Consider the following 22,303-nt stretch of genomic DNA (forward strand, 5'->3'; position numbering starts at 1 on the left):
ATGAATCATTCAAGTCTCTTTACGTCCTGGCTGCGTCGCTACGCAAAACGTCCGGTGACTGCAGTTTTGATCGCTCTCCTTCCCCTCTGCACATCGCAGGTCAAAGGCGCGACTTTTTACTGGGACAGCGATGCGTCAGCGGCTGGCAACGCGACCACTGGTGCCGGACTCGGAGGCTCGGGAGCATGGGACACTACGAGCACGAACTGGTGGAACCTGACCAGCGACGTCCTCTGGCCGAATGCAACCGCTCCTTATGACACTGCTATTTTCACGGGCGCGGGGGGCACCGTGACTTTGGGCGGCGTCATCAACGTGGGATCACTCCTCTTTAAGACGGACGGCTTCTCTCTCACCGGGGACACTCTCAATCTCGGCGGCCCTGCCACCATCTATGTCCAGGGCTACAAGCGAACCACGATTGACTCACTCATCACGGGGGCCAACGGGCTCGCAAAAACAGGAGACGGTTCCCTGGTGCTGAGCAACAACTCCAACAGCTTCAGTGGCGATATCTCGGTTCAGCAAGGCCAGCTCGTCATCACCAATGGTTCGCAGCTCGGAACAGGTACCACCGCCATTTCTATCACTGGCGTCGCGCAGACTGGAAATCCCGGATTTTCCGGCGGTGCCCTTGTGCTCCAAGGAACTTCTTCTTCCATTTCGGCTCCCGGCATCACCTTGAACCGTGAAGTCTCCATGTCCGGCCGTGGTCCCGGTGTGGTGAACAACTCCGGCGGGCTTGTCAGCATCGGATACAACGATTTGGCGGGCGGCCTGACCCTCGGCTCTGCTGCAGGTGAAAACAGGGCGTGGGCATCTTATGGTTCCACCACTGTCAGCGGCGGCATTTATCTCGGCATCACCGGCCAGGGGCAGATCCTGCAGGGCAACGGCAACTGGATCATCAGCGGCATCGTCTCCGGCTCGGAAAACTCCGCCGATCGCTTCATCAAAACCGGCCAGCTCATTGGCACCACGCTCTGGCTGCAAAATGCGGGCAACAATTTCACCGACGCCCTCCGAGTTGACTCGGGAACGGTGCGTGTACAGGTCAACAGCGCCCTCGGCCAGAATCGCGGCACAGGTCAGGTGGACTTGAACAACGGCACGCTGGAAATCCGCACCGACGCTCCAGCCGGGTTTGCCTCGCGCACTGTTCGCATTCGCAACAACACCACTGGTACCATCTTCGTCGATCATGATATCACCGGTCCTCTCGGAAATGGAACCTCCTTGATCAACCAGACCCTGGGGCTGGGTGGTCTCATTCGCGACGCCGGCGGCAACATTGCCAACATCACCGTCAACGGTCGCAACGGATACAACACCACCATCACCGTCGCCACTCCCACCGCGGCTGATTATCGCGGCATCACCTTGACCAACAACTCCAGCGGTGTCCTCACCCTTACGGGTGGCGATGTCTGGAATGCCAACAACGCCGCGGCGAGCACCTTCACCGTCACCGGCAACAGCGACACCGTCATCACAGGCAGCATCCTCGCCGCCACGGCGGACAACATGGTGACAAAGGCCGGCACAGGTTACTTCACTTATGGAGGCTCCGCCGGCACCTATCTCGGCAGCACCAATATCACCGGCACCATGGCCATCACCACATTCGGTGCCCTCAATGCCGCGACCGTCTCTCCCATCCAGTTGAACAGCGGTGCTCTCGATTACCGAGGCACCGGCGCAACCACAGGCAAATATCTCAACCTCTCCGGCACCACCGGCTTTGGCATCGTCCTCGCCAATCAAGCCAGCGGCTCCCCCCTCGTCTTCACCGCACCCATTGTTGAAGCCGGCGGCAACGGCAACAAAACTTTCTTCCTGGGTGGTGACAGCGCTGCCAGCATTATCAACGAAATTGGCGGCCTCATCGCCAACAGCACTGGAAGCACCACATCGGTTTCCAAGGTCGGTTCCGGCACATGGTTGTACGATCCCGCTGCCTCGGGTTATCTCGCCGGGGGTTCTGCTGCCTGGGCCAGTGGTGGCGGTGCCGGTTCAGACACCTTCGTGGTCAGTGGAGCCACCGGCACCATCGCCGTCGGTCAGGCTGTCTCCGGTGGCAACATCCCAGCTGGTTCCGTCGTCACTGCGGTCAACGGCAACACCATCACCATCAGCAATCTCATCGGCACAGCGCTTGCTGCTTCCACCATCACCTTTGGTGCGACGACCAATTTCGTCGGCAACGTCACTGTCAGCGGCGGCACCCTCCAAGTCCGGCCCACATCCGCGGCTGGGAATGGTTCTGATGTGATCAACAACACCAGCCAGGTCGTCTTTGGCACTGACGCTCTGCGTAACAATCAGTGGGCGGGAGGCACCTTTGAGTACCAGGGCTCTGCTACGGCAGGCGCGCTCGTGGAGCAGGTCGGTGCGCTCACTCCGACCGCAGGTGCTGGCTACGTGAAGACTACCGCCAATGGCGGCACTCCCACGCTCAACTTCGCCTCCCTCGGCACTCGCGGCGCCGGTGCCACCTTGAACTTCAATCCGGATGCCGGAACCTCCATCACCTTCACTGCAGCCGCCGGTTCTTCCGGACTCTTCGGGGGCTGGGCCACCTATGGCTCCGCGGGCACGGACTTTGCCGCCAGCGTCAGCGCGGGTGGCGCTGTCACCGCCCTCACCGGTCAGGCCGAGCTGCCCACCAGCGGCGGTGTCGCCGGTACAAACTACCAGAGCACTGGCACCCCGCTCTCGAACCTGTCCGCCGAGAGCATCAACTCCCTCAAAATTGTCAACGCCCAGACCATCACCCTCGGGGGCGCTCTCACGATCGCCAGTGGCGGCATCCTTTTTGACAACTCCAATGGAGCGGCCACCATTCAGAACAACGGAACCGCCGCAAACACTCTGGGTGCTTCCGCGTCTGAAGTCATCATCATCACCAATGGTACTGCAGCTGGCAATCTTCTCACCAACGACACTGGCAACGCGCTGACCGTCAGCGCTGTCATCAGTGGAGGCGCCGGCAGCCTCACCAAGGCCGGCAGCGGCGTCCTCATCCTCAGCGGGGCCAATGCCTACACCGGCACCACCACCATCAATGAAGGCGGGATCCAGCTTTCCGGCAGCGGTACCATCGGCGGCACCAATGCGTCCCTGACCATGCGTCAGAACACTGTGCTTGATCTCAATGGCGTAAGCATTGGCTCTGTTTCCGCCAATGGTCTGAACGTCCTCAATGGCGCCGGCACCATCATCAACAACGCCGCCAGCGGCACCGCCGTCCTGCGTGTGGGGAACAGCAACGGCAGCGGTCTCTTCAGCGGTCTGATCACTGACGGCACGTCCGCCGCCATCAGCCTTTCCAAGGCCGGCACCGGCTCTCTAACGCTCACCGGCGTCAACTCCTTCTCCGGCGGGGTCAGCATTCTCGGCGGCACCTTGGTCGTCACCAGCCTGGCAGATGGCGGTGTAGCCAGCAGCATCGGCAACTCCAGCAATGACGCTGCCAATCTCGTGTTCAGTGGTGGCACACTTCAATACACCGGCTCCAACGCCTCCATCTATCAGGTCACACAGACCCCCTCTGTCAGCATCGACCGCCTCTTTACCCTCGCGGCCAATGGCACCATCGATTCCTCCGGTCAGTTCGGCAACAGCGTGCTCGCCACCGGCAATCGAAACGACGCCGCCCTCATCTTCCGCAACCAAGGGGACATCGCCTTCAGTGGTGCTGCAACCGCCCGCCTTCTCACCCTCCAGGGCAACTCCCTCGGTGACAATGAACTCGACGTCCATCTGATCGACAACGGCGCCGGTGCTCTTTCCTTCACGAAGGGGGGCAGTGGCCTGTGGATTCTCAATCCTCTCACCTCCAACTCCTACACCGGCACCACCACCGTCAGCGGCGGTGTGCTTCGCGTAGCTTCCTCAGACTATGCTGTTCAGGGCCTTTCCGCCAGCAGCCCGCTGGTGATCAATGGTGGTGTGCTTGAGACCTCTGGCACCTTCTCCCGTACGCTCGGTGCTGCCGTTGCCGGCAACGGTACCACCGTCGCCATCACAGGCGGTGCATCCGGTTTCTCAGCCGCCACTTCAGACCGGCTCGTCGTCAACATCGGCGGCGGCGGTCTCACCTGGGGCAGCTCGACTTTCAATCCCTCCTCTCTTGTCCTGGGTTCGTCCACCGCTCTCGGTGAGACCGAAATTACCAACGACATCGCCATCGGCTCCGCCACGCGCACCATTACCGTCAACAACAACGGCAACACTGGCACCATGGTCACGGCCGGCATCCTCTCTGGAGTCATCAGTGGTGCAGGCACAGGTGGTGCCGCTCTCATTAAGAATGGCAACGGCGTTCTCATCCTCGGCAGCAACAACATCTATACCGGCAGTACCCGGGTGGATGCCGGCAATCTCATCGTCACCTCCATCGGCACCGGTGCCAGCAGCTCACTCGGTGCCAGCGGCGCTTTCATTTACAACGGCTCCGGTGGCGGGGACCTCAGTGCTCTCAGCTATGTTGGATCCGGTGAGACTGCCAACCGTGACCTCACCTTTCAGGGGGGGAATTTTAACGGCAACCGCGTTTATCGCCTCGACTCCTCCGGCTCGGGCGCCCTGGTCTGGAATACCGGGGTGTTTACCAACACCACCCGTGGCGATACCGTGGCGCGCGTTGTGACCCTGGAGTTTCGCGGCTCGAACACTGACAACAATCAGTTCAATCTCGTTCTCACCAACAGCACCAATGCCACCTTTGGCAACGTCCTCGGCATTTCCAAGAGCGACGGCGGTGTTTGGTCCATGAATCCACCCACGCCGAACACCTTCACCGGCAGCATCAGCGTGGTGGGAGGTCTGCTCGGCCTCACGAGCAATGCGATCGGCAGCGCCTCCTCCATCCTCCTCAATAACGGCGGCATCTTCGCCTCCGGCGGCCCCCTCACCACATCCACCGTCGTTCAGGGAAACAATTCCACAGGCGAGGTCACCGGTGCCTATGACATTACTTTGAATGGCGGCGTGCAGAAAACAGCCGGCAACAATCAGTGGACGCTCAGCAACAACATCGATGCCGGTTCGCTCCTGACCATCAATGGTAATTTCAGCAATCTAGAAGCTGGCGGAACTGCGGCCACCCAGACCATCAGCATCCGCGGCACGGGCTCCACCATCTGGAACGGTGCAATCACTGAAAATGCCGCAGCCGGTGGCAAAATCGCGTGGGACATCCGCATTGATGACAATGCCTACTTCAAGTTCGAAGGCAGCACTGCCAATACCTATACGGGCTCCACGTTGCTGGGGCAGGGGACTCTGATCCTCAGCAAGGCCTCAGGCGTCGCCCAGTTCGGTTCCAGTTCGCAGTTCATCTTCGACGGAGGTGTCCTAACCGCGGATCTTCCCCTGACTGGCGCGGACAAGATCACCACCAAGCTCACTCTCGCTGGAGATCAGGCCACGATCACCGGCACCAACAGCATTGAGTTTTCCGGCGTCGTGGAAAACAACGGCAGCAACCGCCTCCTGCGCAACGAACTCTCCGGCGGTGCGACTCTGACACTTTCCGGCACCATCAATCTCAGCAACGACAACACCGGCCGCACCCTGACTTTGCGCGGCTCGGGCTCCACCCTCATCAGTGGCACTGTCGCGAATGGCGGCACCGCCGCCGGAAATCTCTCCTACTCTGGGCTCGACACCCTCACCCTCACCCACGCCAACACCGCGACGGGGGCGCTTACGGTCAATCGAAACAACATCGTGCTCAGCGGTGCGGGCACGTGGGCGGGCTCCATCACCTTGAGCGCCGGCGGCGTCATCACTCTGGACAACAGCGCGGGCAGTGTGAACCGCCTCGCGGATGCAGGCGCAGTCACCGGCCAGGGCGGTACTTTGAACATCATCGGCGCTGCGGGTGGCACCACAGAAACCACCGGTGTGCTCACCATCAACAGCGTCCAGACCTTCATCACCACCTCGGGTGGCAATGTCGGACTTACGTTTGCCTCCGTCAACTTCGCCAATTCCGGCTCTACGTTGAATCTCAGTGGCATCAGCAGCCTCGGCACAAACAACACCGTCAAATTCACCACCGCCCCCAGCGGTGGCACCGTGGTGTACAACAATGTCATTCCCCGCATCCTGCTCGGCACCGACTTCGCCAAGTATGACGCCACCAATGGCGTCGTCGCTCTTGCCTCCGCCGATTACAACCTCGGCAACAACCTCAATACCGCGGCTGCCACGGACACCATCGGTCTTACCGCCTCCAGCACCCTCGTGGCGTCACGCACCATCAATGCCATCAAGATTGACGGCACGGGACTCAGCGTCGGTGGAAATACTGGCGTCCGCCTCACCGTGACCTCCGGTGGACTTATCAACACGGGTGGCGATAACAGCCTTGATGTTCCATCCATCACCTTTGTGGGCAACACTCCCGTCATCCAGGTGCAGTCTGGCACCACCCTTACCGTGAACAGCACGCTCATTGGCACCGCCAATTTCGTCAAGGTGCAGTCCGGCACTCTGGCGTTCAACACCCCCAGCTTTGTCACCGGCACCCATAACCTCCTCAATGGCACCACCAAGCTGATCGCTAACGGTCTCAACACCTTCTTCCCCGGTCAGCTTCTCAATATCAATCAAGGTGCAACTCTCGATCTCAATGGCGGTGTGCAGTACATGGCGCAGCTTTCTGATCCCGGCATCCTGCCTGACACCGGCGGCGTCATCACCTCTAGCATCGGTACTGGAACGATCGTTTCAAACATGAATCCTGGCAGCGCCACCCTGGCCACCAGCATCAATGGCAGCGTGAACCTTGCGCGTGTCGGCGGCAACACCCTCACTCTGGAGAGCGCGAACTCCTACAGCGGCTTCACCGTCATGATGGGAGGCACTCTGCAGCTGCAGGATGAAGCGACCATCCTCAACACCACCAGCATCGAGCTCAATGCAGCGGCCCTGCTGCTTAACAACAACAGCAGCCTCCAGCGTGCGCTCTACGACCGCGTGGGAGACAGCACCGCCATCACCCTGCGTGACGGCACCGTTTCCTTCACCGGCAAGGTTTCCGACCCCTCCTATGAAGTCTTTGGCGCTCTGACCTCCGCCCAAGGCGCAAACACCATCACTGCCAATGTGGGTGGCACCGGAACCGCCGGCGCACTCGACTCCGCGGACATCACCTTTGCCAGCCTCACACGCAGTGCCGGCACCACCATCAACTTCACCGGCTCCGCTCTCGGCCAGCAGGGGAACAACGCGGCCATTTTCTTCACCACTCCGCTGACCACCAATGCCAATGGTGCGCTTGGTGCCTGGGCCATTGCCAACTCCACTGACTATGCCGCCTACAATTCAGGCACCGGCATCGGCATCGTCGGCCAGGGCGGTTACACCGGTTACTCCGGCGCCTTTGCATCCGGTGAGATCACGGACATTCCCGCCTCTGCGGCCAATGTCACGCTTCTTCCCTCGGACACCACCACCACCGGCATGCTGAAGATCTCCGGTGCTTTCACCAATGACATCACCTTTACCGACAGCTCCTCCATCCTCAATCTCGAGCAGGGCGGCCTTCTCCGCAGCAATAACAACAACGCCACTTCCATCGGCACCCTGGCACTGCGTGGCACCCTCACCGCCGGCGGCACTGAATCTTCCGGCACTCGCGAACTCGTCATATACAGCGCCGCCACTGGCACCGCAAACTTCACTGGCGGCGTCACCACTGCCGGCTCTTCCACCATTACCATGACGAGCACGGTCGGCCTCAGCCCCGGCATGACCGTTACCAATGCCAATCTCCCCGCCGGCACCTACATCGTGTCTGTTGTCGATGGCACCACCGTCACCGTCAGTCAGAATGCCAGCGCCTCCACCACCGGTCAGACCTTCGTCGGTGGCGCAGCGAATGTGATCATCAATGCCGTCATCGCGGACAATGGCTCGGGGAATTCCGTGCAGCTGATCAAATCCGGCGCGGGCATCCTTAATCTCTCCGCCAATAACACCTACACCGGCGGTACCATCATCGACCAGGGCACGGTCAATCTCATCGGCACCGGTGTCGTCATCCCCGCGGGCGGACTCCTCATCAACAGTTCCACGCTAGTCTTGAACACGAACGCTGGCCAGATCGATCCCTCCAATACCGTCACTCTGCGTCGGAGCTCCACCCTCACCTTGGCGGGCAGCAACACGCTCAATGCCCTCGTCTTTGACAACAACGGCGGCACCACCAATCCGGTCGTCACCATTGGTGCTGGAAATACACTCACGCTCACTTCAAACACTCCTGTTTCGGTCGCCAACAGCAACGCCCTCACCGTGCCCACCATCAATCTGGGCACCCTGGCTCTTGCGCCCGGGGCAAATACCTTCGACGTCCAGGCTCCCACGGTGAATGGCGTGCTTTACTCCACCATCAATTCAGCGCTGAACATCACCTCCGTTGTCACCGGCACCACCTCCAGTATCGTGAAGAACGGCACCGGCATCATGCAGCTCAGCGGCCAGAGCACCTTCAACGGTCTCACCATCAATAATGGCGGCATCCTCATCAGCGGCAACAGCACCGGCACCATCGGTGGCGCCGGCATCGCCAGCGGTCCTCTCGGTCTCGGGTCCGTCACCGCCGCATCCGGAACCACCCTGCTCGTGGACGGCAGCCGCACCATTGCCAATCCGATCTCCTTTGCTGGCACTCCCACCTTTGACAGCACCGCCACCACCGTCTGGACTCTCACGCTCAATGGCGCCCTCAGCGGCGCTGGCCTTGGCAGCACACCGACCATCCAAATCAACAATCCCTCCCTCACCGTCGCTCTCCTCGGGGCCTTGGGACCCATGACGTCCATCAGCAAAACCGGTCCCGGCATCCTCATCTTCAATGCCACCAACTACACAGGCGACTTCAATGCCTCCGCACTTGGAAATCCCAGCTCCGTCTCCCTCCTTACCGATGGCGATGGAACCGGCAAAGTGCAGACCCTGCTCACTACGAGCAATGTCACCTTTGATCCCGGCATCGTCCCCACCATTGTCGTCGGACGTGCCGGCGGCACCCTGCCTTTCAACCTCGCGGTGAACAAGATCATCGCTCCCGCCAGCGTGAGCTCGCTCGGCGGTGGTGTCACCATCACGAACAACAACGGCTACGGCCTGCAGGTGTCGGACAACATCGCCTTCACCGGCACGCCGACGATCTCCGTTGCCAACGCATCGGCATCCAATGTCATCCAGGGCCTTTACCTCACTGGCAATCTCACCGGCACTGGTTTCAACAAGTCCGGCGGTGGCACTCTCGTCATCGACAACGCCGCGCCTTCTGGCAATACCTTCACCGGCAATATCAACATCACCCAGGGTGTGGTGTCCGTGGCTGCTGCAGGCGAGCTTGGAAATGCCGCCAATCTCATTGTGCTCAATCCTTCCACCGGCACCTCCGCCTTCCGCGCCACCGGCACCTTCGCCACCTCCCAGGTCATCCAGCTTGCCAACACCGCAAACATCCGTGCCATCGAAGTTTCCTATGGCAACACACTCACGCTGAACTCCGCTTTTAATCTCAACGGCGCCACCGGAGCCACCGCCGCTTTGAACAAACAGGACCTCGGCACCCTCATCATCAATGCCTCCAACCCCGGCTGGAGCGGGCAGATCAACATCACCGAAGGTGCGATCCTCATCAACAACCCCGCCCTCGTCAGTCCTCTGGGCACCGGCACCATCAATGCCTCCACGAGCAATGTCATCGGCTCCGCCCTCCAGCTTGCCGGCGGCGTCACCATCAGCAATCCTCTCACCCTGCAGGGCACCAACAACGTGCTCAATGCCGGCATCAATTTCCAGGGCGTCATCGACAACGTCTCTGGCACCAATACCTATGCCGGTGCCATCACCCAGGGCTTTGATTCCACCATCGGCGCACGCGCGGGCAGCACGCTCAATATCACCGGTGGCATCATCGGCGCCGCCCACCGCCTCCAGTTTAATGCCGAGGGCGACATCAATGTGACCACCGTCTCCCTGACCAACCTTCTTTGGGGCATGGACAAATATGGCGCAGGCACTCTCACCTTCAGCGTGCCGATCGTTCCACCCACCAGCAGCAACGGCATCCTCGTCCACGCCGGCACGCTCGCCCTCAATGGTACCGCCACGATGACGGCCACCACAGGTGGCAACATCGTCTATAATGGCGCCATCCTCAGGCTCGACAACAGCGGCACGAACACTGACAACCGTCTCGTGGGCAAGTCCCTCCTGCTCCAGGGCGGTCAGCTCAATTTCATCTCTAAAAACTCCACGGAAACCGCGGGAGCCTTCACCAGCGATCAGGGCTCCAACGTCATCAACATCAGCGGCACCGGCACGGCTGCGCTCACCTTCGCCACCCTCACCAGCAATGCGGGCAGCACTCTCGACGTCACCGGTACCTTTGGCACCGCCACGAACTTCCTCAAGTTCACCACCGCCCCTGGCCTGACGCCCGCCACCACCGGCATCCTCAATCGTGTCACCGTCAATGGCAGCGAACTCGCCACCTACAGCGCGTCTCTCGGCGTCATTGCCTTCACCGGTTATTCCGCCGCCACAAATATCCTAAGTGCGGCCACCACGCAGACCTTCAAGGCCACCACCTCCACGCTGAACTCCCTTACCGGAAATCAGACCCTCAACGCCCTCACCATCAACAACACCGCCGCTGTCGGTGGCCTCGGTGGAAATCCCCCGGCCACCCTTACGATCACCAGCGGCACCATTCTGGCGAATGGCACCGGCGGCGCCTTCCTCAATGTCCCCGTCGTCGCCTTCGGTGGTGAAGCCATCATCCACGTCCAGAGCGGACAGTCCCTCACCGTTAACAGCGGCATGAGCGGCTCCGCTGGCATGTCGAAAGACCTTCCTGGGGAACTCGACATCAATTCCCAGCAGTTCATCATCGGCACCACCTACATCAATGAAGGCACCGTGAAGCTGACCACCTCCGGCATCACCAACCCGCTCCTTTACAATCAGGGGATGGCCCTGAACTACGGCGGCACCTTCGACCTCAATGGCAGCAACCAGTTTGTCGCAGGTCTTTCCAGCGCCACGGCGGGCGGCGGCAATGGCATCGCCGGTGGCACGGTCATCAATTCCGGCTCCACCCAGTCCACCTTCACCATCAATGGCAACACCAACTTTGCCGGTGTCATCTCGGGCAATATCTACCTCAACAAGACCGGCACCGGAGCGCTCAACCTCCAGAGCGCCCAGACCTACACCGGCGATACCTTCATCTCTGGTGGCACCGTTACACTCAATGACAACGGCGCTCTCCTGAACACCAACTCCATCACCATCAACTACGGCGGCCTTTCCCTCTCGAATGGCAACCTTTACAACGTTGATGACCGCGTCAAGGACACCGCCACCATCACCATGGCCGGTGCTTCGCTCACCTATGGTGGACGCCAGCAGATGAACACTTCCGAGACTCTCGGTGCCGTATCCATCATCGAAGGATTCAATTTCATCAGCGCCGCCAATGGTGGTACCAATGTCAATTCCTCCGTCCTCACACTCGCCTCCCTGACGCGCGCCGTCGGTTCCACCGCCACCCTGCGCTTCAATGGCAACGGAAACTCAGTGGGCGCCATCGGCAGCACTCCGAATATCATCATCACTGCGGCTCCCACTCTGACGAACAATATCCTCGGCCCCTGGGCCATCGTGGATCGTGAGTGGGCCAGCTATGACGCCACCTACGGCATCGGCCAGCTTAATCAGAATGGCTTCGCGGGTTATGCCGGCAGTTCTCTGAACTCGGGCCCTCTCGACACGGACAACGTGCGCTTCACCACCACCGGCACCACCACGCTGCTTGGAGACACCACTGTGTACACCCTCAATTTTGCCTCACAGAACGCCGCCACCATTCTCGACCTCGGCGGCTTCACCCTCGCCATGAAGGGCGGCGGTCTTCTCCTCGCGCAGGGCACAGACAATGTCGATTTCACCATCCGCAACGGCAGCCTCACCAGTGGCGCCGTCAATGTGGCCAGCGACTTCTACATCACCCATGCGAACTTCGGCGGCACCAACCGCACTATAACTCTCAACGCACCCGTGGTGGACAATGGCACCGGTGCCGTGCGCCTTATCTTCACCTCCGGCCAGATTGAAGGCGCAGGCGTGGGCAACACAACGATCAATGCCGTCAACACCAACACTGGCGGCACCATCCTCAACAGCGGCAACATCATTCTCGGCGCCACCGGTGCTCTCGGCACCGGCGGTCTCACCGTGAACCAGGCCATCCTCACCCAGACTGCCGGCAGCGTCATCCCCGCCAGCAACGTTCTGACTCTCGGCGGCGGTTCTCTGGTCAACCTCGCCAGCCAGGCCAACACACTCGCGGGCATCACTGTCAACAACCTGGGTGGCGCCGCCCCCACGGTCAACCCCACCGGCGTTCTCACCCTCACCGGCGGCATCAATGTCAGCACGGTCAACGCGGGCAACGCCGCGGTCATCGGCACCGGCACCCTGGACCTGAATGGCGCGGGTTCCTACGCGGTCAATCTCGGTGCCGCCATCATCAATGGCGTCAACGTTGCTCCCTGGCAGGCCTCGTTGAACATCAATGCACTCATTCAGAATGGCGGCATTACTAAGACCGGAGACGGCCTCCTTCAGCTCAGCAGCAATCTGAGCACCTTCTCCGGCGGCGTCAATGTGATGGCGGGTGGTTTGATCATCGGAGCCAGCAGTGTCGGGTCCAACCTCGGCGATACCCTGACCTCCGGTCCTCTCGGAACTGGAGCGGTGACCATGGCGGCAAACACATCGCTGCTCGCCTCGGGAGCCTTCTCAGTCATCAATGACTTTACGTTCATGGGAGACACGGTGTTCAACGGCACCAACAGCCTCACCCTCAACGGCAACACCACGCTGCCCTCCACTTGGAACGTCACCGTCACCGCGCCGCAGATGACCGTGAGCATTGGCAACGTCATCAACTCCCTCTCCACCGATGTTGTCAACAAGTCCGGCCTAGGCACCCTCATTCTCGGCAACTATAACGGCACCATCAACATCGCCGGAGGCCTCATCTTCCTCGCCGATGGCAACACGCTCGGCACCGTCGAAACCATCAGCCTTGGTGGAAATGTCACCCTCACCGCGGACACCGCCGTCACTGTGAACCGCTCTGGCGGCGCTCCTTTCGCGCGCAACAAGGTCCTGCAGAAGGTCAATCTCACCAACAACGGCAGCATCCTTGCCATCAACAACCTTAGCGGGTACGGGCTCGAGTTCACCGGGTCCATTTCTCTTACAGGCGCCTCCCATTTCTCCGTAACCAATGCCACGGCCTCCAATGTGGTGCAGGGGCTCATTCTCAGCGGCGTCGTGTCGGACACTGGCGGCTACTCCTTGGTAAAGTCGGGCGCGGGCACCCTCGTGCTCGACAACAGCGGCAACACCTTTGGCGGCCCCGGCGCCACCATCGATGTCCTTAATGGCGTTCTCTCCGTCAGCTCGGATGGCGCCCTCGGCAACGCCGCCAACACCATCACTCTCGAGATCGACAGCCAGACCGGCACCGGCTTCCGTGCCACATCGTCCTTCTCCACGAACCGCACTTTCCTGCTCAACGCGGCAAACAACGCCTTTGAAGTTACTCAGAATAATACTCTGACGCTGAACACTCCCTTCTCCCTTTCCGCCGTCACCAATACGCTTAACAAGAACGACAGCGGCGTCCTCGCCATCAATGCCAGCAACTCCACCATGACCGGTGCCATCAACATCAATGGCGGCGCCATCATGGTGATGCAAAACAACGCACTTGGATCAGGGTCCATCACCGTGACTAATGCCATCGGCTCGGCCCTCCAGCTCTCCGGCGGCGTCACGGTCTCCAATCCCATCACGCTTACCACCAACAGCCAGACCTCCGGCATCAATTCCGGCGGCAGCATCCAGAGCGTCTCTGGTATCAACACCTACTCCGGCCTCATCACCCAGACCTCCGGCAATGCCGCAACCTACGGCGCTGACGCCGGTGCCACACTCAACATCACCGGCAACATCGTCACCGGCAACACCTCCTCCTTCTTCGCAGGAACCGGCGGCCTCATCAATCTTACCGGCGTCATAGGCAATGGTGCTGGTGGATCTGCCCTTACCAAGATCGGCGCAGGCACTCTCGCTGTTATTGGCAATCAGACCGGTTACACCGGCGCCATCACCATCAATGCGGGCACGCTCAGCGTTTCCGGCAGCGGTGTGAAGCTCGGCGCCACCGGAGCGATCGCCGTCAATCCCACCGGCACTCTCTTCATTGACGACACCGGCACCGCCACGGCAAACCGTCTCGGCGGCCGTGCCCTCACGCTCAGTGGCGGCACCTTCTCCTACCTGGGCAATGGCGTCACCTCCACAGAGAGCATTGGGGCGCTCACCCTCAACCGTCCTGCCAACACCATCATCTCCAACAGCAACGGCGGCTCCGTCACGCTCACCTTCGCCAGTCTGGCAAGCAACATCGTTACTGGGGACAGCTCCGTGAACTTCATCGGCACGGGGACCGCGCTTGGCTCCGCCACCAACAAGATCATCTTTACTGCTGCGCCTACGCTTACTAACAGCATCATCCAGCGCGCCACCGTGAACGGCTCCGACTTTGCCACCTACGGAGCCAATGGCATCGCTGCCTTCACCGCCTACAATGCCGGCAGCACCACGAACATCAACAGCGTCACCGCCACCACTGGTACCGTCGATGTCAATTCGGTCATGACCACGCGTGACCTCACTGCAAGCCGTACCTTCAATGCCCTGCGCTTCAGCGATCCTTCCGGCGCTTCTGTTGGCTCCACTGGCGCGGCCTTCATCACCGGCGGTACCACGCCTGCCGCCCTGACCCTGGCTGCGGGTGCCATCCTCGCCACTGGAGGTGGCAACAATGTTCTCGGCGTGCCTGTCCTCAACAACGCTGCCGTGCAGAACTTCTACGCCGTGGACTCTGGCACCACTCTCAACATCACCAGCGCCATCGTTGGCACTGTGGGCTGGGTCAAGGCCGGGTCAGGCACTCTTATCTTCTCGCCTCCTGCCAGCCCCATCGCGGGCCGCGGTGCCAGCACCATCACCGGGAACGCCAGCATTGAAGCCGGCACCGTCATCCTCAACGGTGGAAACAACACCCTCGTTGCCAACCAGAACCTCCTGGTCGGCCCCGGCGCCACGCTCGATCTGAACGGCAACTCCCAGTTCATCCAGATCCTCTTCTCAGACACCGGCGGTGTCGAGGGCGCTGGCGGCACCATTACCGGCGGTGCTCTCTCCGGAAGTACTCTTGCCATCAATCAGGACAACAATGCCCGCAACTGGGCCGGCTACCTCACCGGTGCCATGAGCTTCCTGCGCTCCGGCCAGAACACCCTGACCATGTATTCAAACAATGACTATACGGGCCTCACCATCATCGGCGGCGGTGCCACCACGCTCAAGGATGGCGGCCAGCTTTCCGGAACCTCCGACATCCAGATCAACTATGCCACGCTGAACATCGACAACACGGGCAGCAAGGAATTGCTCGACCGCGTCAATGACGCCGCCCCCATTTCTCTCCGCGGCGGTACGCTTGCCTTCTTCGGACGTGCTCAGTCTGCTTCCACTGAGACAGTCGGCAATGTCACGCTCGTGAAGGGCGCATCCTTCATCAACTCGACCATTGGCGGCACAGGTGTCAACTCAGCGGACCTCACTCTCACCAGCCTCACCCGCGCGGTGGGTGGTGGCACGGTGAACTTCACCGCCGCCACCGGCGGCCAGGTGGGAAGCAGTTCCCGCATCCTCATTCCCACCATCAATGGCATCTCCACCGATGCCGTCGGCGGCGGCCTCACCAATGGCATCATCGGCGGCTGGGCGGTCATCGGCACGAGCGACTTTGCCACCTATATCCCCGGACTCGGTGTTGCCGCCATGGGGGCCAACGGTGCGCTCCCTTACAGCAACACCACCTCGATTCCAAACACTCTTAACATCGCCGGTGTTACCGACAACATCAGCATCAACGTGGCCGTCACTGGCAACGTCCTCACCGTTACCAATGACACCACCATCAACAGTCTTCGAATCGGCAACATTGCCGCGCAGACCATAGATATCGCTGCGGGCAAGACCCTCACCCTCTCCAGCGGTGGCCTGCTCTTCTTCAGCACAGCGTCCCAGACCATCGGCAGCGCGGTAAACAAAGGCAGCCTCACAACCTCCGGTCCTGAGCTGTTCATCTACACCCAGGGCACCGGTCCGCAGATCATCAACAGTTCCATCACCGGCTCCGGCGTCATGCTGGTGAAAAGCGGTGCAAACACGCTCACGCTCAATGGCACCAACACCTACGACGGCGGTACCACCATCAATCAGGGTGCCCTCACGCTCGGCCTCAGCAGCAGCATTCCGCTGGCCGCCAATCCCCTGAACGGCCTCATCCTGAACGGCTCCACCTTCACGGAAGTCGCCGCGGGTCAGATTGCCTCCGGCAATATCGTCACCCTCAATGGCAGCTCGACCCTGAATCTTGTGGGCAGCAACACGCTCGCCGGTCTTGTTTTCAACGATGAAGGCGGTGGCGTCACAGCCATCCAGGTGGTCTCCAATCAGAATGGTGGCATCCTTACCCTCAATGGCAACATTGTTTCCACCAGCACCAATCCTGCCTCCACTCCCACGATTGCCGGCCGCGTGGACTTCGGCACCAGCAATCGCACGCTCAACATCTCTGCGGCCCGCTTCAATGGCCAGGAACTCGCGGCACTGCTCGCGGACTTCATCCTGCAGGGCGTTGTCGGTTCCTCCGGCGGCATCACTAAAACTGGCGACGGGGTGCTTCAGCTCAATGGTCAGGCTCTTTACACTGGTGCCACCACCGTCAGCAACGGACGTCTTCAGATCGGTGTGGCCAATGGTGGCTCCCGCTACTCGGATGTGACCCTGGCCAGCGGCACCGGCCTTAACCTCAACAGCTTCAGCACCACGCTCGGCTCGCTGGCTGGTTCGGGCTATGTCATGAACTCTTCGGCCACCACCACGGCGGTTACGCTTGCGGTCGGTTACTCCGGCGCATCCAGCACCTTCTCCGGCACCTTCCTGCGCTTCAATGACGCAACTCCTGCCAACCTGAACTTGCTCAAAATTGGCACCGGCACCATGACCTTCGACACTGATGGCTCTCTCAGCACCATCACCGGCAGCCTCACCGTCAATCTTGGCGGCGTCACCTTCAAGGACAATGGCACCAGCGCCTTCCCCTTCGCCACCCTTACCGTCAATGAAGGCGGCACCCTCACTCTGGACAACACCGGCTCCGCCAACAACGACGCCCGCCTCCGCAATGGCAACGTCACCCTCAACGGCGGTATCTTGAACTATCTTGGCGCCGACGCCACGGCCTCCGCCGAGACCGGCACCGGAGTTCTCACTTTGGGCTCGGGCGAATCCAACGTCGATCTCACTGCGGGCGCAGGCGGCACCGCCTTCCTGAAGTTTGGCAGCCTCTCCCAGGGCACCGGCTCCACCTCGATCATCAGCGGCACCGGCCTCGGTACCACCACGAAGCTCCTCTTCAACACCGCCCCCGGACTGACGAACAACATCCTGCCACGCGTTGCAGTGGGCACGGACTTCGCCACTTACAATGCCACCAATGGCATCATCGCCTTCACCGCCTACACCTCGCTGACGGACGTCAACACCGCGGTCGCCGCAAACACGGTCAAAATCGAAAGCACCACCACCACGCGCAACATCACGCTGGCCCGTTCGCTCAATGCTCTCGACATCATTGACAGTGATGTCACCCTTGGATCCACCGGCCTTCTCCTGCCCACGCAGGGCCTCACCGTGGGCAGTGGCGCCGTGATGGTCAATGGCGACAACGCCACCATCAGCACTCCGGTGCTCGCGCTCGGCGCTGAAGGCATCTTCCGCGTCAATGGCACTTCGCTCAATGTCACCAGCAGTATCACCGGCTCCGGTGGCATCACCAAGACAGGCGTTGGCAGCATGACGCTCTCCGCCTTGCAGTCCTACACTGGGACCACGACCGTGAACCAGGGCACGCTCACTCTCGCGGGCGGCACCAATACCATCCTCGTCGTTCCCACTGGCAGCATTCCGGCCGTGAGCAACCTGCAAATCAATGGAGGTGTGTTTGACCTGAATGGCAACAATCAGATCGTGGGCGCCATCTTCAGCAGCAATACCCTCGCCGACATCCCTGGAGAGATCACCAACTCCAGCACCACCACTGCGGTCACCCTCACGGCGGCCATGGCGGCCAGCTCCACCTTTGGCGGCACCATCAGCGGCAATCTCTCCTTTGTGCGTTCGGGCAATACCACCCTCACCCTTGTAGATGCCCAGACCTACACCGGTTCCACCACCATCCGTGGTGGCGCTCTCACCTTGCAGGATGCGGCCACGCTCGCCACCAGCGCGATCACGCTGAACTTCGCCACCATGTCGCTGACCAATGCCGGCCTCAATGCCACACCCAATCCCGTGCGCTTTGCCGCCACCGTTCCCGTCACCATGCAGGGCTCCGTGCTCTCCATCACTCCCGGTGGCTCGGTGGACAACACCACCACCATCAACAGCGTCACCATCCTCGGCGGTGGTGCCAACACCATCACTCCTAACGGCGTCACTGGTGGCACCAACACCATCACCATCGGCAATTTGATCCTGCCTGCCGGCACCGGCACCACGCTGCACTTCAATACCGACCCCGGCCAGCCCACCACTTCCGGTGCACAGGTCTTCCTGACGCAGATCAATGGTGCTGCTCCCGTAAACAACACCTTCCTCGGTGCCAACGTCATCATCAACAACGGTGAATACGGCGTGTACAACACCATCCAGGGCGTCATCCGTCTCGGTGGCACTGCGGTCGCCGGCAATACCGTCCCTGCCTATGCAGCGGGGCTCGCCAGCGGCAACAACCTGCCCACCAACATCTCCAATACCGGCGCGGACGTTGCCATCTCCGCCAATACCACCATTGGCGCCCTCCGCCTCACCGGTGCTGCCACTCGCAATATCACCTTCACCCTCGGCACTGAAGTGCTGAACCTCGCCCTTGGCGGTCTTCTTCGTGACAATAACAACAACGCCGTCAACATCGGCACCACCGCCTTGCGCGGCATCCTCACATCCGGCGGCACCGCCACCACCGGCGTCACCGAACTCGTGGATTGGCACAATCAGAACACCGTTACCATCAACTCCATCATCGCTGACAACGGCCTTGGCAATCTCACCCGCTACGTCAAATCCGGCCCCGCCGGCACAACGCTTACTGCAGCGAACACCTACACAGGTGGCACCGTGGTGGATCAGGGCACTCTGACCATCAATGCCACCGCTGGCGCGGGCACCGTGGTCATCCCTGCGGGCGGCATCACGCTGAACAATGCCAACCTGACCATGAGCACCAATCAGGGGCAGATTGATGCCAGCAATGCCGTCACCATCAACGGTGGTGGCGTGTTGACTCTCGTCGGTACCAATGCTCTCAGCAGCGTCACCTTCAGCAACCCGGGCAGCTCCGCCACTCCGACTGTCGCCGTGGGCACGCTCCTCACCCTTACATCCGCGACGCCCATCACCGTCACCAATGACACCATGAATTTCACCCCCACGATCTCCGGCACGGAGCTCAATCTCGTGGACGGTGCCACCATCTCCACCTCGGGCCTCTCCGCAGATGATCTGATCATCTCCGCCAAGATCTCCACCTCCGGCTCGACCACGCCGCTGGTCAAGACTGGCGCGGGATCGATCGTGCTCAGCAGCAATACCAGCGCCTTCGCCAATGGCTTCAATCTCAGCCAGGGCACGCTGATCTTTGCGAATAGCAGCGCGGGCACGCCTCCGGCTGTCACAGCCGGCCCCGTTGGCACAGGCACCCTCACTCTGGGCAATGGCGTCGCGATCTTGAGCGATGGCACCGCCCGCAACATCGGCAATGCCGTCAGCGTCACTCAGGACTTCACCTTCGGCACGCTCGACACCGTCAGCGCGCGCGCCAATGCTGGCAACTCCCTCACCCTCAGCGGCATTGTCACTCTAGCATCCGGCGCGCACAAGATCACCGTTAACGGCCTGCTCATGACTGGCACCATCACCGGCAAGCTGACCGGAGGTACCGATCTTACCAAAGACGGAGCGGGCGCCCTCGTGCTTTCCAGCACAGCCAATGACTACGGCGGCTCCACCACCGTCAGCGCCGGTCTTCTGCAGCTCGGAGCAGCTGGCGTCATTCCAGATGCCTCCGCGCTGATCGTCGCCTCAGGTGCTTATTTCGACATCAACGGCAAGAATGAAGCCATCGGCTCCCTCGCGGGTGCCGGCGTCGTCACGAACATCGGCGCTGCCGCCACACTCACTGTCGGCAATGATGGCACGGACACCGCCTTCTCCGGCACGGTTACCAATCAGGCCAATGCTCTGAACCTCGTCAAAACTGGCGCTGGCAAACAGACGCTCTCTGGTGCCAACAACTACACGGGTACCACTGCCGTGAATGTCGGCATCCTCAGCATCGGCAGCAATACCGCCCTTGGCACCACCACTGCCGGCACCACCGTTGCCTCCGGCGCTTCTCTCGAACTCCAGGGCGGCATTACCATCGGAGCGGAAGCCCTCAGCATTGCTGGCACCGGCTCCGCTACCAATGGCGCGCTGCGCAATCTCAGCGGTGCCAACACCTACGGCGGCACCGTCACCCTCACGGCGGACGCCACCATCCAGTCAGACGCAGGTACGCTCACTCTGAGTGCGGCCAATGCGGTGACCGGCGCGGCGAGAAACCTTGCTGTCACCGGCAGCGGCGACACCGTGATCAGTGGCACCATCACCACCACCACCGGCACGCTTTCGAAATCCGGCACCGGCGCACTCACCCTCAGTGGAGCCAATACTTTCACCGGCTCCACCACTGTCAGCGACGGTGCGTTGAACCTCAATACCACTGGCAGCAACGCCCTCGCCGGCAATCTCATCGTCTCCGGCGGTGTCGCCAGCCTTCAGCAGTCCAACCAGATTGCCGATGCCAGCACCGTGACTGTTTCCGGCGGCGAATTCGCAGTCGGCACCAGCAGCGAATCCGTCGCGGGCGTGCAGCTGGTCTCAGGCACCATCAGTGGCACCTCCGGCGTTCTCACCAGCACCACCGCCTATGACATGCAGTCCGGCACAGCCTCCGCCATCCTGAGCGGCAGCGTGGATCTGAACAAAACCACGACGGGCACCGTCATCCTCAGCGGCGCAAACACCTACACCGGCAAGACCTCCGTCACTGGCGGCACGCTCAGCATCTCCGCAGACACGAACCTCGGCGCAGTTCCCGGTGCCGTCACTCCAGATCAGCTCACGCTTGATGGCGGCACCCTCCAAACCACGGCGGATCTGACCGTTGCTGCCAATCGGGGCGTTACCATCGGCGCAGCCGGTGGCACCTTCCAGACCGCAGTCGGCACCACCGCCACTGTAAGCAGCGTCGTCACCGGCGCTGGCATCCTCACCAAAGAGGGCGCAGGCACCCTTGTCTTCACCGCCACCAATACCAACGTCGGACTGACCAATGTCAACGCAGGTACCTTGAGCGGCACCGGTGTGGGCGGCGCCTTGACCGTCAACTCAGGCGGCACCATCGACCCCGGCGTGGGTGGCGCGGGCCTTCTCACTGTGGGAGGCAATCTCACCGTCAATGCGGGTGGCACCCTTCTCATGCAGCTCGGCGGCGCCACCTTGAACGATGCGGATTCTATCAGCGGTCATGAAGGTTCGCTCACCTCCATCAGCCCCTCCATCATCAGCGGTTGGGAAAGCGCCAACACTCTGTCCCTGCACGATCGCATCTTCTCCAATGACGCCAGCGCACCGGTCATCAATGGCACCCTCAAGATCGACTCCAACCTCTTGAATGGCTACGCACCTTCCTATGGCGATGTCTTCGATCTTCTAGACTGGACCACACTCTCCAGCAGCATCACCGGCACCACCCAGTTCGACTTCAGCGGGGTCAATCTCGGCGGCCTCTCCTTCAACACTGACCTCTTCGCTAGCAACGGCATACTCGTCGTCGTCCCAGAGCCTGGTCGCTGCCTTCTCCTCCTCCTCGGCCTTGCCTCACTCTTCTTCCGCCGTCGGCGCCGCTACTCCCGCTGATCCCAGGCGAAGGTCCGCAAATCATTGATGGATGGGCGTGGAAACAGTCCGCCCGTCCATCAACTCCCCGCAAAACCACGAGGCTCACGATCTT

General features: G+C 61.1%; 1 protein-coding gene. It reads left to right on the forward strand.

Annotation, left to right across the window (positions count from 1 at the left end; translation table 11 throughout):
* Positions 1–22,209: an autotransporter-associated beta strand repeat-containing protein gene (locus ACILSR_RS06175; protein WP_395748858.1), complete on the forward strand. Its 22,209-nt coding sequence runs from the start codon at positions 1–3 to the stop codon at positions 22,207–22,209.
* Positions 22,210–22,303 lie beyond the last annotated feature (94 nt).

The organism is Prosthecobacter sp. (assembly GCF_044222565.1).
Taxonomy (GTDB): domain Bacteria; phylum Verrucomicrobiota; class Verrucomicrobiia; order Verrucomicrobiales; family Verrucomicrobiaceae; genus Prosthecobacter.

Bases quoted from the DNA above. Each gene is read 5' to 3' on its own strand.
- ACILSR_RS06175 (WP_395748858.1), top strand. From the start codon at position 1: ATGAATCATTCAAGTCTCTTTACGTCCTGGCTGCGTCGCTACGCAAAA.